Here is a 16150-nt window from a genome sequence, read left to right on the forward strand (position 1 = left end):
CGCAATGCGCTCGAATCGGGCCTATTTTTTGGTTTTTGGCCGGACGTACATCACTAGACTGTGATCTTCCAGATCGTAACCGTGCTTCTCGGCAATCTCGTGCTGTAATCGTTCGATTTCATCGCTGACGAATTCGATCACGTCACCGGTTTCAATACAGACCATGTGGTCGTGATGCTGCCCTTGATCGAGCTCGAACACCGCGTGACCGCCCTCAAAATTGTGCCGGGTGACAAGCCCAGCCGACTCAAACTGAGTGAGCACGCGATACACCGTGGCAAGACCGATGTCTTCGCCGGATTCAAGCAAGAGCTTGTAGACGTCTTCCGCGCTCAGATGGCGCGTGTCGGATGTCTCCATGATTTCGAAGATTTTCAGCCTGGGAAGCGTGACTTTCAAGCCCGCTTTGCGAAGATCTTGACTTTGATTGTTGGCGCTCATGGGTGAGAACTCTCTACTAGGTGGGGTTAATTCCGGTATACTCGCGTCGATCGATCAACCGTAACCGATTGATAGAGTGACGGAAGGCTTAAAAAACGATGACAAAGTATACCCCAGTTTTAGGTAAGTACGTTCTACTTTTCATTCTCGCCTCAGGCTTGAGCGCCTGCGGCGGCTATAAAATCAACGTGCTCCAAGGCAATTATCTGGATCAAGAAAAAATTAACCAGGTCGAGTCAGGTATGACTCGCAACCAGGTTAAATATCTGCTTGGCACACCGATGATCGCCGACTCCTTCCATGAGAATCGCTGGGACTACGTGTATCAGTTTCGCATTGGCAAAACTGGCCAAGTTATCGAGCGCAAGGTGACGATTTATTTTGAGGGCGATACGGTTCAGCGCGTCGAACAATACGGCCAGAATCCCGATACTGAGACGGCACTAAGCGAATCGTAAGCGCCGGTCATCGCCTAAAATAGCCGCCACCGCTCAAGGCGCCGTACCCCCAGTTCCCGATCGCACTGTCGTTTGCTCAGCGTGCCGTGGCGGCGGCAACGGTCACGCTGTTTCGTCACGGCAACGGTTCATCATCCCGTTTGCCCATTGTCAAACCCGAAGCGGCGAGCGCCCGGCGAACGTCTTTGGGATCGGCAGTGAGTGGCCTGTATACCTCAACGCGATCGCCCTCCTGGACGATGTAATCGGTCGCTACGCGCTGGGCAAATACACCAAGCGGTGGCGCACTGAAGTCAACTTCAGGAAATTCGGCAGCAAGCGGCGACTGATGAACTAATTCGATTGCGGTCGTGCCTTCGGGCACCGTCAACGACAACAAAACCTGGCGTTCGGGCGTGGCGAATACCAGCTCACAACGCACCATAGTCGATTCAGACACGCTCATCGCTTCAGTCGGCGTACACCTGATCGGCACGTGTCGCAAACGCGGAAATCAACTCGCCCGCAATGGTTTCGACCACTGTGGCAAACATAAAACCCGCTAGAGGATTATCAAAGCGATACTTGAGATTGAGTGTCACACCACAGCCGCCGTCCCCGTCGTCCTCAAACGCCCAATGGCCTTTGAGCTGATCAAACGGCCCGTCGAGCAGCTCCATATCGATCCGCGTGCTCGGTGACAGCGTGTTGCGCGTCGTGAAGTTGCCATTGAAACCCACCTGCCGAAAACCCAGCGTAGCTTCAACCATGGTATCGGTACGAGAATCCACACGAGCACTCTCGCACCACGGCAGAAATTCAGGGTATCGGTCAACGTCGTCAACCAGTCGATACATTTGGACCGGCGTGTAAGGCACGAACACCGTACGTTCAAATTTAGCCATCAAACACACCGAGCTGAGTCAGAAAGATAAGAACAATGCCGACCGGCGCGACATAGCGAGCAGCGATTCGCCAAAGAGAAAAACGCAAACCTGATCCCATTTTCAGTTCGTCGAATGTTGAATTGCGACACATAACCCAACCGGCAAACACGACAATCAGAAACGCGCCCAGGGGCAGCATGATGTTGCTGGTGATGTAGTCCATCATGTCGAACAGCGAGCCGAATGGGGTTTGCACGTCCGCGAGTAAATTAAACGACAAGGCGCTCAGGATACCGAGTGACCAGATGATAAGACCGATAATCATGGCTGTCTTGTTACGCGCAATGCCAAAGCGTTCATTCATCCAAGCCACCGCCGGTTCAATCAACCCGATCGCCGATGTCCAGGCCGCAAAACTCAAAAGAATGAAAAACAGCGTGCCGAAAAACACGCCGCCATTCATGCCACCAAACGCCAGCGGGAGTGATTGAAAGATCAATCCCGGTCCGCCAGACGGCGACAGACCGTTCGCAAACACAATTGGAAAAATAACCAAACCGGCTAACAACGCGATTGCGGTATCGGCAATGACCACTGTGACGGAAGTTGTGCCAATATTTGAGTCTTCAGGTAAATACGCGCCATAGGCCATCACGGCACCCATACCGACACTCAACGTAAACAAGGCGTGCCCCAACGCGACGAGCGCGCCCTCTAGATTAAGCTGATCCATTTTGGGGCGGAACATGTAGTCCACCGCGGCCGCAAAGTCTCCATTCTTAAATGCGTACACCAGCAACACCAACAACATCACAATCAGCGCTGGCATCAATATTCGCACGGCCTGTTCCAGTCCGCGCTGCACACCTCGAGCGACAACAAACACAGTCATCACCATGAACAACGTGTGGAAGCCCAGCATTGGCTTCCAATTGCCCACGTGCCCATTAAAAATGTTCGACACATCGGTTTCGGTCGAGCCGGTAAACATCCCCTGTGCGGCCTTACCGATATAGGAAAGCGCCCAGCCGGCAACGACCGAGTAGTACGACAGGATCATTATGCCGGCGACAACGCCCATCAGACCCACCCAACCCCAGACACGGGTGTTGGCTTCCTCTTCGCCCAAAATTTCGAGGGTTGCCACAGGATTGCGCCGCCCACGACGGCCGATCAGGATCTCTCCCATCATCGTCGGCAAGCCGATCACAAACACAAAAACCAGATACATCAGCACAAACGCACCGCCACCGTATTCACCGGCGATGTACGGAAACTTCCAGATATTGCCAAGACCGACCGCCGAGCCGGTCACCGCGAGAATGAATGCCAGTCGCGACGACCAAAAGCCCTGTAAAGAAGTGCGTTTTTCCAACGTTTCGCCCCCAATCCGAATATTGCTCATAATTTTGCGCCTTTTACGTACGGGTAACAAGCGTTTAGCTGTATCTGCGGCGGTTTGTCACTATAATCCGCGCATGAGTAAACCCGGCAAGAAGGGCCAAGACAGCGCGACCATCGCCGTCAACAAAAAAGCCCGATTCGACTATTTTATCGAGCGCACGCTCGAGGCTGGCCTGCAGCTGCAGGGCTGGGAAGTCAAAAGCCTGCGCGCGGGCAAAGTGCAGTTGACCGAGACGTACGTCATCATACAAAGTGGCGAGGCGTGGCTGCTTGGCGCCCACATAACGCCACTCAAGACCGCCTCAACGCATTTCCGCCCTGAACCCACACGGTCACGAAAACTGCTCTTACATCGCGGTGAGCTCGATAACCTGGTTGGCCTAGTCGAGCGCAAGGGCATGGCATTAGTCGCGCTTAAACTGTATTGGAAGCGGGGTCGTGCCAAACTCGAAATTGGTATCGCCAAAGGCAAAAAACAACACGACAAACGCGCAACCAGCAAAGATCGTGACTGGGCACGACAAAAAGAGCGCATTCTGAAACACAATCGCTGACGCCGCTGAACACCGTATCAGCCAATTAACGACTGAGCGGCACACCCGGTAACGCTCGGCCACCATCGGCCGCCATGCCCCCTGCCGTCGGCCTCACCGGGACAAAACTCACACGCGCTGATGGCGGAACCATTCGATAAAAAAACCGTCTATTGAGACAGGCGAGTAAAAATCCATTACACTGCCTCGACACTTAAAGGGGGCGACCTGGCTTCGACGGGGGTTGCAAAACTTCAAGTGCATGCCGAGGGGTAGATCACCTCGTTAAACCAGCTACAACAACTTATAGTTGCCAACGACGACAACTACGCACTAGCTGCTTAAAAACCACGCTTAGTGCCCTCTGACCAGGCTGTGCTTGTGCACTTGGATTCCAGGGGTCATCTTCACAAGATCGCGAGTGAGGTATGTTCAGGGCCAAGCCGTTAAAACCTAACTGAACTGGCTAGCGGTTTTCCCTGCCCGTCGGGTTGCCGTTAGTAAGAATAAAGACGGAATAAGCATGTAGAGCTTGGAGTGGAGGATCTTCGGACGCGGGTTCGATTCCCGCCGCCTCCACCAAAAAATCGGCCCCCGCTGGGGGCCATTTTTTTTGCTTGAATGGCCGGGAACCACGCGTGATCAGCACCTGTTAGTGTTGTCATGCCAGCGAGTTCAGCCGCGCCTAAAGATAGCTGGGTCTAAGCACCGCGTTCCCACGCGACTGGTTCGATTTCCGCCGCCTCCACCCTCGCATAAACAGGCCACTAACGACCCCCGCTGGGGGCCATTTTTTTTTGCTTGAGTGGCTGGGAACACCGTGATCACCACCTGTTAGTGTTGTGATGCCAGCGAGTTCAGCCGCGCCTAAATGGGTCACTTTGCCAAACAATCAACCAGCGCTTAAGCTGATGTGATGAATACTCAACGCGTCATGGCGGTGATTCTGATTGTCGGAATAGTGCTTTTCCTGGCTTTCTCGATGCGCCACGACCGCCCTAACACCGCATCGGAACATCAATCGACTCCGTTAAGGATGCCAGGCCAGATCGATGAACAAGCCCCGCACGATGCCCAAGACACAATAACGGAGTCGACAGCCCGGCTGTCGGACACCGTAGTCGACGAACTCATCGTCGCGTGTGATGCCACATCCGACACAGCACAAAGTGAGCAAGACTTCGATCAGCTCGGCAATGTCATGCTGCAGCAAGCCGCCGAATTGTCCGGCGCGCTTTCGCAACGAACGGATGCCGACGCGTTGCTTACCGCCGCGATATTGGCTTCCGACGAACAGACAAAGCTCGACCTTCTCCTCCAAGCGATTGAAACGGGCACGCAAGAACCCATCGTGCTGTGGCATGCGATGACGCGATGTTTACGCTCGAACGACGCTCGCTGTTCAACGGCTGCACTCGAAGAACGACTGCTCGCCGTCGATGGTCAAAACAGCGAAAGCTGGATGCACATCGCAGCCGGTCGATTTTCTCGCGGACAGACCGATGATGCGCTACACGCGGTTCGCCAGGCTGCCGCCGCTCCGGAGTCTCACGATTTTTTTGTCGACACCGTCCGACTCGTGCTCAATGCGTTGTCGGCGAGCGACATCCGCGCGCAACATCACATGAGTGCCGCGATCGGGTTTGCCGCGGCAGGTGTACCGTCCTACCTGCCGATCACCCAGATGTGCCGAGACCAAGGCCAGCTGCAGGATGAATGGGCATATGCCTGCGCGGCGTATGCACAAACTAGTGCGAAGCAAAACAAGACGCAATTGAGCGTCATGATCAGTTTGGCAATCGCCCAAAGCGCCTATGAAACGTTAGGCGATCTACGATTGGCGGAACGCACTGAAGCGCAGCGCTTCGATACACGAACACGATTCAGAAACACGATGCCCCTGAGTTTCGGTACGCCCCAGCGTGGCTTTACGTCTAACGCAACGATCGACTTAGACGGCGCGCTTTACAGTAGCCAGACATTGAGCGCCGCGTTTTTAGATGCGATCGAGCAACACGGCGAGCTGCACGCCCGCGAACAATTCTATGAGCGCGTTGCACACCATGTCGACCGAGATAATCGCCTTCGCTGCCACCGATGGACAGCCGCCAAATAAGCGTGCCTAGACGGTCTAATCGTCCTTCACCGACATCGCCAACCAATGATTCTGGATGTGCATCACATGTGCCCGTGCGTAATGCGACTTGTCCAACTCGCCATACGCGAAGTGCGGTTGTAACGGCCCAGCATGCGCGTCAAATCGCGTGAGTTCTGCCACGAGCCGGTCCCGTGCGACCTCAACCTCGATAGAGGGGTCAATCGTCTCCCCAGGAATAGGCTCGTCCAAGCCGTGCATCATCTTCCCTCTTGCTTCGAACACCGATAAGGCAAGCGGCCCAATGGTGTGCCGAAAGACATCCGATTTAAGGTGTGGATAGCCGTCGATTGAAAACGCGATACTCTGCGCAAGATGATGCAGAACTCTCGCTACGCTCCAGGCGCCCTCGTTAACCAAAGTCTGAACATTCACCTGGTGAAGATGCGCCAGTGCTCGCGTGACGTGAAGATGCGGATGCGCGCGATCACGCATTAACCATATTCCGCCGCCAGTGGCTACTCCGGCGGATAGGATTAACTGGATAGCGCGACGGCGATTCACGAGAAGGTTGGGTTTCCGACGAGTGGATTGAAACGTACCTGCCGTCAGCAACGCTTGGTTATTCCGGTGCGTTGTTTTCTTGCAGGCACTGCTGCGAAGGAGAAACGATAGTCAAGAAAGCGTTCCGAAGCAAAAAAATGCGATCACGCCCTGAGAATGAATAAAAAACCCCTGGGCACATTCGCACCCAGAGGTTTTTGATCGGACCGAGGTCAGGTTATCGGCGAAACAGTCGCAGCGCGATAAGCCCGGTCACCATCAATACCAATATACCTGGCTCCGGAATTTGTGCCGAAATACCCAGATCTAAACCCAGATCATTGGCGTCATCGCCGCCCCAGATAAACAGACTGAATATACCGTTCTCAACGGAAGACGAGTTGTACACGCTCGACCCGTAATTACTGTCGCTGAATAAAAACTGACCCGCTGCACCATTGAGTACGTAATCAATCGAACCGCCCAAAAAACCATCCGAGTCGTTCAGATCCATGGAAAAACTCAATAACTCTAAAAGACCGGTCGCACCATTATCCGTGGTGAGCGTAAAGCTCTGTGGTGCCAAGAGCGCCAAAAAGTTGTTGGTGAGATCAAGATCCAGCGTTTGGCCCGCGTCAAACCGAAACCAGTCTGCCTGATCGCCCGTACCCGCCGGGTTGGAGCCCAGGTGAACCACACTAAAATTGTAGATATCGGCCGTGATCGGTACGGCGTGCGCGCTTGGCAGCGCAACAAGAAGAGCCATCGCCGCGGCCCACCCAGCAAAAATTCGAGTCATGTCGTACTCCCGTCTAATTCATGTTGTTGTGATGCCCGCAAAATGAAGCAATATTCGGGCCAGGTTATGTTCGACCGGCCGTTCGTTTACTTGACGTAACATTTTATTACGTAAAATGTGACGCCGGTCACACTTTTGACGGGTTTCTGACCCAGATAGTCACGTCGAGGCGAACGGCAAAGGGTCTTTAATTGGCCTTTCCGACACACTATGTAAACTAAGTCGACACTCCGACAATTTAAAATCAATCACTTAGGCGCACCTCAAACACGAGAAGGGGCGGCTAAGCCGCCCCTCCCTGTGGTCGAATGAAACGACCTACAATGCGCCCGGACCGGGCGGGCTGAGAAAAAACTCGGTCATGATCACATAGTCAAGGAAGTTGACTGCGCCATCGCCGTTGAGATCGGCATCGGCATCGCTCGTCAAAAACCGTGCTGAGAACAGACTGATATCAATGAAGTTCACGATCTGGTCATTGTTCAAATCGGGGTCACACGCATTACCAAACCCGTCCCCGTCCGTATCGCGCTGTGGTGTGTTGGGCGACAAGCGGCAGTTATCGCTGGTGTCAACGATGCCGTCGCAATCACCATCGATTGCATCCAGGCAACCTGTATAGAGCGCCACACCCGCTCGCGCCTGCTGCGACAGTTGATCGGTCACCCAAGCGTTAAAGGACATGACACTGCCGTCAACCGCACCGTTCGCTACGATTGGTGGCAACAACACCGAGACAGTAGCGCCCGCGGGCAATTCGCCGAGCGCCCACTGAATACGCTCGCCCGACGTACATGACGTCCCTGGGCAATCACCCGCAAAGTCCGCATTGTTATCGAACAACACGTTGAGATCCGGCGGCATCATCGTGCTGAGCGTTACACCAAAGCGACTAAACGCATCATTGTTGGTCACGGTGTAGAGAATCGCTAATTCGCGGCCGGGTTCCGCCGATACAGTCAGCGCTTGAGCCGTCACGCTAAGAGGATGACCGGTAGCCACCACACTCATTGTTTCCGCTACGGCCGATTCAAACTGCGAATTGGCGTCTATCAATGTCGCCGCGGTTTGTAGGGCCTGACCGTCGACGAGCGCTGAGTCCACTGTCACCACTACCTCAACAATCCCCCCTTCTCCGGGAGCGAGATTGCCCAGATCCCACTCGACAACGCCCCCGATAAGCTGGCCGCCTGCTGTAGCCGAGACAAAGCTCGTGCCCGGCGCAAGCGGTAGTCGCAGCTGACTCGCCAGCACCTGTCCGGCATCCTCACGATAGCCATACGTCACACGATATGTGAGCGAACTGCCCGGGGCGACAGGATCCGCACTCGCATCGATCGCGACGTCGTAAACCGTATCATTTTGGATACGCAGCGCAGTGGTACTGCGCGCATGCGCGCCCAGATCGTCTTCGGCCAACGTATTGATCGTGGTCATCTCGCCACCGACTTGACCGGCGGTCACAAACGAAGGCAGATACACCGTGCGCGCCTCGCCAGCGCCGATGTCGCCGACGAGCCAGGTAACACGTTCGCCAGCCGTGCAAGTAGACGATCCACAATCGCCGTTAAAATTAGCTTCCGACAGCGGATTGAGTCCATCGCCATAAATACTGCTCACGTTAACGTTGAACCGCGTAAACGGATCGTTGTTCAGTACGCTAATACGATAGTTGGATAAATCACCGCTACGCACCGAATCCGGATTAGCGGTAGTGCTGATTTGCAAGCCCTTCGCGTCGGCAACAATCGTGTGCAGCTCGGCGCGCGACCGCGTCGCCAGATCGCCCACCAAACTCATGCGCGCAACCGCTTCGAGTACCTGGTTGGCCGGCGCAGGCGTGTCGACCATCACAGTCGCCGTAAGTCGCCCGCCGTCATTCGGTGTCATAAACCCCAGGTTCCAACTGACTACACCGTTGGCATGGGTCGCGCCATTGCTGGCCGACACAAAGGTGGTTCCGTCTGGCAATTCAAGATCCATCGTGTTTTGAACGACCGACGCCACGTCCTCGCGATAAGCGTATTTAATCGTGTAGGTCAGTACATCTCCCACCGTGACAGGGTCGCGGTCCGCACTCAAAACCATCTCAAACGGCGAATCGCTGGAAACGCGCAGCGTTTCACCTTTTGACGATTGCAGACCTTGATCATCCTCAACCAGCATCAACAAGGGAATCAGTCGACCCGACAGGGCGCCGCTGTTTAGGACTGACGGTAAGTCTACGGTGGTGGCGCTATTGGCCGCCAAATCACCTAACTGCCAGACCACAATCTCACCCGCCGTACACGTTGAACTGCCGCAATCACCTTCGAAATTGGCTTCCGAAACCGGATTGAACTCATTGGGATAAATCAACGTGAGCTCGACCCCAAAACGCGTGAACGGATCGGTATTGCTCACCACCAATTGATAGTGGTTGCGACTGCTCGGTCGCACAGGGGTCACATTCGATTCCATTGCCACCTGCAATCCTGTCGATGCACCGACAATCGTGTTGATCTGTGACAGAGCAAACTCGGCAGGAGTTGTCAGACTTTGAAGGCGCGCGCTGGCTGGCAGCACCGTCGCGTTCGTAAGACCCGTATCGGTGGTCACATCGATCGTACGGGTACCGCCCTCACCGGGACTCATAAAGCCAAGGTTCCAGGTGACCGTGTTTCCTACGTGCACGCCACCATCTGAGGCCGCATCGAAGGTTACTTGATCGGGTAATGTGACAACCAATTCGGTGTTGTTCACCGTGGCTGCATCGGCCCGATACGCAAAGTCGATTCGATAAGACAGTTCAGCGTCGGTCAAGGCAGGCTCTGCGCTGTCGGTAATAATAACCTCATAAAGCGTATCGCTGTTGACGCGAATGACTTCGGTCTGGCGCGTTTGCAATCCAGCGAGATCGGTCACGGTTAAGTCCAGGTTGATCAACTCGCCTCCGGTCGAGGTGCTGGTCGCCACCACCGGCATTTCGAAACGTTTGCTGCCCCCTGCTACGATATCACCGACGGTGAAGGTCATGCGCTCACCGGATGTGCAGGTGGAGCTACCACAGTCTCCCTCGAAATACGCCTCTGAAAGCGGGTTGAGTGAATTGGGGTACGCGCCTCGAACATTGACGCCAAAGCGAGTAAATGGATCGTTATTGGTGACGGTCAACACATAACTCAATGGACCGCTGCCTCGGACCTGATCGCGATTGTTCTCAATCGCCAGTTGTAAACCGGACATGGTTGCAACGCTTGTCGATACACTCGAGGTCAACGCATTCGTCGCATCACCCACTTGCGAGATCGTCGCGCTCGCACTCACCACATCCCCCGATTGAGCGCTCGGGTCAATCATCACGTGCACATCGCGCACACCACTGTCACCTGGGCTCAAAAAGCCGAGTGGCCATTCAACGGTTGAACCGGACAACGTACCGCCATCGCTTGCTGATACGAACGTCACATTGCCCGGTAGAGACAACGCAAGCGTGGAATTGGTGACGCTTGCCACGTCCGCCAGGAACCCGAAATCGACACGGTAAGTTTGCAACGACCCGGGCGTCGCCGGATCGTGTGTTTCACTCAGCGTGATATCAAAGTTGGTCATCGTACGCGCAGTGATCGTGGTCGCGACGCTGGCATCGTCTAATGAACTGTCCGTCACTGAGGCATCAAACTCAATAACCGTGCCGTCGGCGGTCGTCGAAGTGATATTGGGCGCAATGTGCACCGTCACCGAACCGCCGCTGGGAATCGAGCCGAGGTCCCAGGTGACCAGCTCGCCGGCGGTGCACGTAGAGCTAGGACAGTCGCCATCGAAATTGCTCTCGGAGACCGGATTAAGGCCGTTCGGATACGGCATGGTGAGCACCACGTTATTGCGCGCCGCACCATCGGTGTTGCCCACCGTAAATTCGACTCGCGCGCGGTCGCCCGTCCGAACTTCATCGACGGTCGTGGCCACGTCGAGCGTCAGCGAGGCCTGCGCACTGTGCGTTACAATGGCGCTGCTGCCGAACAGCAAAACGATTAGAATAGTGATGTGTGTTGGTGTTTTCATCGACGTCCCCCAGGTGTTTGGTTTTTTGGTTTTCGTACCACCCTAGCCTCTCTGAGCAGGGCCGTCAGGTCATCGACAGATAGCGAACTTAGCGGTAGTTATCGAGGGATAGGTCCCGACCACCCTAAATTTCAATAACTTACACCAATCCTGGGGGGATACGGTTCACGTGAGCGACGACGACAATCGCCAAGCCAGCGGTCCGCAACGCAAACGGGGTGTCCAAGCGTCTCGGACCCGGCTGAGCCAGGCGCTGACGGCGGCCGGCTTTCGTACCCAGTCGGCGCTGGCCGACCACATGGCCGATCGGGAGCACCTCGACGCGGCGCCCAAAGATTTGGTGAGTCGCGCTTTTCGGGAATTGCCCGTCGACCCGCTGTCGCTGGAGCGCATTGCCTCAGCACTGAATGTTGAGGTGCATACACTGTACAAGACCGCGGACGAAGCCGATTTAGTGCCGCCAATTGACACGCGCACACCGACCTCACCGGATACCGAGTCAGATATTGCCGCTACCGCTCACCCTGTCGGCCGAACTGGGTGGATCGGGGCGCTGCTCATCGCGCTGGCGATTCTCGCTGCGATCGTTTGGTGGCCGGCACCAAAACCCGGCGTAAACGCCACCGACACCATTGCGGATACGCCATCGAATACCGAACAGACACCGCCTCTAAGCAACGATCGTCGGGTCATTCCGCTGAGTCGTGGACCGCTTTCGATCGTGGTGTCGACGATTGAAAACGACGTGGATAACCGGCTGAGCGAGGCGATTCGCAACACCCTCACAGACGCCTTCCATGTTGCGAGCATTACAGCGACTGCGGCGACCCAATCCGACGCTCCAGAGGCACTCGCGCAGGAACTTCGCGCCGATCTGGTCGTCTACGGCGACATTGTGTCGGTGGGTAGCCTGAGCGGTATTCGGCTGTACGGTGTCATAGACGATCAGCGACAGCCGCTTTGGGCCGAAACGCTGCCCAGCGCCCAACTTGAGACGCAGACTTCGGCTATCGCGGCACGGCTGTCCACGGCGATCAACTCGATGATCGCAGGTCGAGCGGCGCCCTATTTTCCCGCGGCGTCGGCACAAGATGATTATCTGCAGGGACATCGCTATCTCGAGCGCCCACCGTCCGAGCTTGACATCAAGCGAGCACAAACTCGGTTCTCGTCGGCGCTCAGACAAGACCCGAACTTTGCCCGGGCGCATGCCGGGCTTTGCAGCGCGCTACTCGAGGAATTTTGGATGGGCGACGAAGAGCGCGCCATGGATGACGCGGCACGAACGTGCGGACGCGCGCTGGCTCTCGCGCCGGACGACAGCGCCGTGCGCGCCGCGCATGCTTACTTCTTACGCCGTTCCGGGCAAAGTGAACAGTCAATCGAGCTCTACAAAAACATCGTTGATGCCGACCCCTTAAATGCGGTGGCACTCGAGGGACTGGCCTCAGCGCTGCTCGATCACTTTCGCAAACTGGGCGAGCCATCCTCGTTGAGCGACGCCATTACTGCGGCAGAACAATCGGTAAAGGCGAACCCAAATGCCTGGCGACCCTACAACACGCTAATCAACCTCAACTGGTTTGCCGGCAATATTCCGGGTGCGATAGCCGCGGCAGAAAAGTCCATTGAGTTTGACGAAAACGAACTCGTGCTAGTCAACCTCGGCACGATGTATTTGTGTATGGGCCAGGTTGAACAATCTCGGCAGACCTATGAGCGTGCCATCGAGATGGCGCCAGACTCCTATGTCGGTATCGAGTTTCTTGGCCAGGCCATGTACTTTCTCGGTGAGTTTGAGCGCTCGGCGACATTGCGTCGAGACGCAATCGAATCCATTGCCGAAGGCGAACCAGAGATTCATGAAATGTGGGGCAACCTTGGAGACTCCTATCGGCAGGTTGGCAATGCTTCAGGCGCCATCGGTGCCTATCTTCAAGCCAGTAAGATTGCCGAACGTGATCATTTGCGCGGTAACAGCGCAATCGCCGACCGCGCGTCACGCGCCTACTACTACGTGATGCTGCGTCAACTCGATCAAGACACCGTCCCCGATGCCGTGTACAACCGTATAATCGATGAACTCGTTGAGATCGACAACGAGGTTAGCGAGTCGTCGGCGTTACGCAGGCTGGCTCAAACCTGGCTGGTCCTCGGTGAGCGATCCAAGGCACGCGCGACGCTGGCGCGGGTCACTAAAACCTGTCCAGGCTATGCGTCCATGCCCGATTTGGCGGGCCTTTCCAGTGCGCCGTGAGTACGAATTTTCCTCGCCGTAGCCGGCACCGGCATGGGCGTCAGTCGCCCAACGTCTTAAAAAACACATACGCATCCACGTCGCCGAGGGTCGGATGACAAAACGCGCCCGGGAGCGTTCCCACCAAGTCAAAACCCAGTTTTCGCCAAAGATAGACAGCGCCTTCATTAGACGCAGCAACGAAGTTAAACTGCATGGCTCGGTAGCCTAGGGATAGCGCTTCGTGCTGGGAATGCTCACACAGCTGCGTCGCTATACCTTTTCCAGCTGCACGCTCGCAGACCATGTAGCCGCAGTTACACACATGGCTGCCTGGCCCGGCTTGATTGTCCTTGATGTAGTACGTGCCGAGAATGTCTTCCCCCTGCTCGACGACATACGTCTGTCGAGGTGCGCTCATCCACAGTGTGCACGCGTCGGCTTCAGTGATCGTCGGCTCGATGGCGTACGTGGTCCCCGCCCGAACAATGGGCTCAATGATCCGCCAAATGTGTGGCCAATCGCGGGATGTCGCGATACGTATTAGCATGACAGCTCCTAATCGTGATTGAGTCGATGCAATTTCTCTCGTTGATGCGACTTTCTAGTGTGTATACCATGCGCTAAAGAACGACTATTTAACACGAGAACTCAATGCGCGCACTACGCCCCGACACTAAGTGGACCCAGGACGCCATCGACGCGCTCGCCGTCGAAGATCATTTTCGACTTCGCGGCACTGACACCACCCGTTTGGACACACTGGTTGACGCGGCGTTTGCGTTTACGCTGACCATGCTCGTCATCACATTCGATGGTGTGCCCAACAGTTTCGACGAAATTATCGATGGTCTATTGCACTTGCCTGCCTTGGTAGTGAGTTTTGCGGTGCTCATGATGTTTTGGTTTGGGCATCGAAAGTGGAGTCGTCGCTACGGAATTGAGGACGCGGCGACCATCATGGCCAGTGTGTCTTTGGTGTTTGTATTACTGGTTTATATCTACCCACTTCGCCTCATATTCGAGGGCATGTTTACCTTCCTCAGTGGCGGCCGCTTACCGTGGACACTGAACTTTACGAGCTTTGCGCAGGTACGCGGTTTTTTTGCCTTCTACGCCGCGGGCTTTCTGGCCATGTCAACGTTGATGTGCGCGCTGTATTTTTTCGCCAAAAGAAAAGCCGACGATTTACTGCTCGATTCGTTCGAACGATTGGAAACGCAGTTCGAGTTCCATCGTTGGCTAGCGGCAATCGTTTTTTCTATTCTTTCGATGTTAATCGCCCTATTCATCCCCATTCAGTTTGTGTCGATGTCCGGTTTCATTTTTTTTGGACTGTTTGGTTACACGGCAATGGTCGCCCGTCAGCATAAAAAGAACATTGCGGCCTTGTAGCCGTCATATTCTGCCTCACTAAAATACGGTGGCATTCACGTATCGGCTCGTAGCTCCCTTGAACCATCGCGCTCACCGAGAAACCAATCCTCCACGTCATTGGGGTCCAAACCCGACATTACGCTGAAACTGCCGGTGTTCGTTCGGCTCAGCGCCGAAGGCGGGCGCGGGGTGGTGTGTTCCGCGCGCTCGTGAATGTCATGCGAGTACTCGGCCATAGATAAGGCGCGATCGGAATCTCTCTCTACCCAATCCGTTGAATCAAACGTGTTGATGCCGGGTGCAGCGGCCCAATATTGGCCTCGAAAATACTCACGCCAACCGACGATCTGACGGACAAAGCGCTCAATGCTTACCAACGAGATAATAGAAGGATTGCGTCGATGCGCGTCGATCGCCGTGTCGACCAATTCACTTGCCGAAACCATCTTGGCGTTAAGCGCGAAGGACAGCTTGGAATGGTAAAGACGCTGCTCGAACACCGATTCTTCGGTTTTTGCGACGCCCAAAAGGCCATAGAGAGGCAAGCCGTATCGGCAAAAAATGCGGAGCTGAGCACGTGCTTGACGGCGCGTAATCGCCATCTCAAGCACCGACTCTGCTCTGCCAAAAAGCCTTGGTACGTAGTGCTCGATACGCGCCAGAATATCGGCGACATCGTTTCTATAACCTGGCTTCGGCGGCGCAACCACTGTCTCCGCGCCATCGAATGCCGCGTGATTCGGTGACTCAAACTGCCACTGACCTCCTGCAGGTTTACCGTCCTCCATCAAGTAGCCAAATCGTTTGCGCATCGCGCGATAAAACCGCGCCATACGCAACGAAGCCCCCGGCGCGAAAGACATCCGGAGCGCATCAAACGGCAATAAAAAGTGCTCGGTGCCGTACTCCTCCACGTCGCGATCGGCAGCGGCTTGGTACGCTCTCAGTTGATACAGCAGTCGATATTCGTCTGGCCGCTGATAGGCCACCGAATTAAAGCCATGCTTAGCGCATAACTCGTCAAGAAGTTGCGGTAGCGATAGGGTCGAGCGCGTCGAATCGAGCGTGAGATAAATTACATTGTGACCCGCTTTGGACAATGCGCGCGCAAATAGCTCCATGCCCTTGAACATCGCGCAGAGCGTCTGAATATGATGACAGACTGCGTCCGTTTCCTGGCGTAACTCGGCAATAAGATACGTAACGCGAGGATCGGTCTTACGATACCACGAGTGATTCGCGTTGAGTTGATCACCGAGCACCAAACGCAATTGGGAGACCTTTGACATAATCGTATCGTATCAACCGAGTCCGAATCTGTCAGAACGTGATCGCGGTCACGATCATTGCAGTA

14 protein-coding genes and 1 other RNA gene are annotated in these 16150 nt (G+C 55.3%); 6 read left to right on the plus strand and 9 right to left on the minus strand.

Going from position 1 to position 16150, the window contains the following annotated elements:
* Positions 1-21 precede the first annotated feature (21 nt).
* A complete protein-coding gene (gene fur, locus AAF465_03750) occupies positions 22-441 on the minus strand; it encodes a ferric iron uptake transcriptional regulator (protein MEM7081824.1) in 420 nt (139 codons plus the stop codon).
* Between the two features lie 98 nt (positions 442-539).
* Here fur and bamE point away from each other — a divergent pair, with 98 nt between their 5' ends.
* Positions 540-899, plus strand: coding sequence for an outer membrane protein assembly factor BamE (gene bamE / locus AAF465_03755; protein MEM7081825.1), 360 nt, complete (start codon positions 540-542; stop codon positions 897-899).
* 115 nt (positions 900-1014) lie between these two features.
* Here bamE and AAF465_03760 read toward each other — a convergent pair whose 3' ends face one another.
* From AAF465_03760 to AAF465_03770, 3 genes are read right to left on the minus strand one after another with little or no spacing between them, the layout of a single operon-like run.
* Positions 1015-1338 (minus strand): RnfH family protein, encoded by a 324-nt coding sequence (locus tag AAF465_03760; GenBank protein MEM7081826.1) that lies wholly within the window; start codon positions 1336-1338, stop codon positions 1015-1017.
* 10 nt (positions 1339-1348) lie between these two features.
* Positions 1349-1783, minus strand: coding sequence for a type II toxin-antitoxin system RatA family toxin (locus AAF465_03765; protein MEM7081827.1), 435 nt, complete (start codon positions 1781-1783; stop codon positions 1349-1351).
* Positions 1776-3170: a sodium-dependent transporter gene (locus tag AAF465_03770; protein ID MEM7081828.1), complete on the minus strand. Its 1395-nt coding sequence runs from the start codon at positions 3168-3170 to the stop codon at positions 1776-1778. Before AAF465_03770 ends, AAF465_03765 begins: the two co-directional genes overlap by 8 nt.
* Positions 3171-3243: 73 nt before the next feature.
* On the opposite strand from AAF465_03770, the gene smpB reads away from it, so the two are divergent.
* From smpB to AAF465_03785, 3 genes are all read left to right on the plus strand, one after another.
* Positions 3244-3723 (plus strand): SsrA-binding protein SmpB, encoded by a 480-nt coding sequence (gene smpB, locus AAF465_03775; protein ID MEM7081829.1) that lies wholly within the window; start codon positions 3244-3246, stop codon positions 3721-3723.
* Between the two features lie 198 nt (positions 3724-3921).
* Positions 3922-4284: a transfer-messenger RNA gene (ssrA, locus tag AAF465_03780) on the plus strand.
* A gap of 454 nt (positions 4285-4738) precedes the next feature.
* Positions 4739-5818 (plus strand): hypothetical protein, encoded by a 1080-nt coding sequence (locus tag AAF465_03785; GenBank protein ID MEM7081830.1) that lies wholly within the window; start codon positions 4739-4741, stop codon positions 5816-5818.
* Positions 5819-5833: 15 nt separating this feature from the next.
* Here AAF465_03785 and AAF465_03790 read toward each other — a convergent pair whose 3' ends face one another.
* The 3 genes from AAF465_03790 to AAF465_03800 all read right to left on the minus strand — a co-directional run bounded on the left by AAF465_03790 (position 5834) and on the right by AAF465_03800 (position 11183).
* A complete protein-coding gene (locus AAF465_03790; protein ID MEM7081831.1) occupies positions 5834-6292 on the minus strand; it encodes a DUF1569 domain-containing protein in 459 nt (152 codons plus the stop codon).
* Positions 6293-6578: 286 nt separating this feature from the next.
* Positions 6579-7139 carry a hypothetical protein gene (locus AAF465_03795; protein ID MEM7081832.1) on the minus strand — a complete coding sequence of 187 codons (561 nt, stop codon included), beginning with the start codon at positions 7137-7139 and terminating at the stop codon, positions 6579-6581.
* Between the two features lie 318 nt (positions 7140-7457).
* Positions 7458-11183 (minus strand): dockerin type I domain-containing protein, encoded by a 3726-nt coding sequence (locus AAF465_03800; protein MEM7081833.1) that lies wholly within the window; start codon positions 11181-11183, stop codon positions 7458-7460.
* Between the two features lie 169 nt (positions 11184-11352).
* Between AAF465_03800 and AAF465_03805 the strand changes: the two genes are divergently transcribed.
* On the plus strand, positions 11353-13440 hold the full coding sequence (locus AAF465_03805; GenBank protein ID MEM7081834.1) for a hypothetical protein: 2088 nt from the start codon (positions 11353-11355) through the stop codon (positions 13438-13440).
* A 40-nt stretch (positions 13441-13480) separates the two neighbouring features.
* On the opposite strand, the gene AAF465_03810 is transcribed toward AAF465_03805, so the two are convergent.
* The gene (locus AAF465_03810) at positions 13481-13969 is read right to left on the minus strand and encodes a GNAT family N-acetyltransferase (GenBank protein MEM7081835.1); all 489 of its coding nucleotides are present in this window, start codon (positions 13967-13969) and stop codon (positions 13481-13483) included.
* A 104-nt stretch (positions 13970-14073) separates the two neighbouring features.
* Here AAF465_03810 and AAF465_03815 point away from each other — a divergent pair, with 104 nt between their 5' ends.
* Positions 14074-14814 carry a TMEM175 family protein gene (locus AAF465_03815; GenBank protein MEM7081836.1) on the plus strand — a complete coding sequence of 247 codons (741 nt, stop codon included), beginning with the start codon at positions 14074-14076 and terminating at the stop codon, positions 14812-14814.
* Positions 14815-14849: 35 nt separating this feature from the next.
* On the opposite strand, the gene AAF465_03820 is transcribed toward AAF465_03815, so the two are convergent.
* Positions 14850-16085 carry a cryptochrome/photolyase family protein gene (locus tag AAF465_03820; protein MEM7081837.1) on the minus strand — a complete coding sequence of 412 codons (1236 nt, stop codon included), beginning with the start codon at positions 16083-16085 and terminating at the stop codon, positions 14850-14852.
* Positions 16086-16150 lie beyond the last annotated feature (65 nt).

Source organism: Pseudomonadota bacterium (assembly GCA_039028935.1).
Taxonomy (GTDB): Bacteria; Pseudomonadota; Gammaproteobacteria; order Steroidobacterales; family SZUA-146; genus SZUA-146.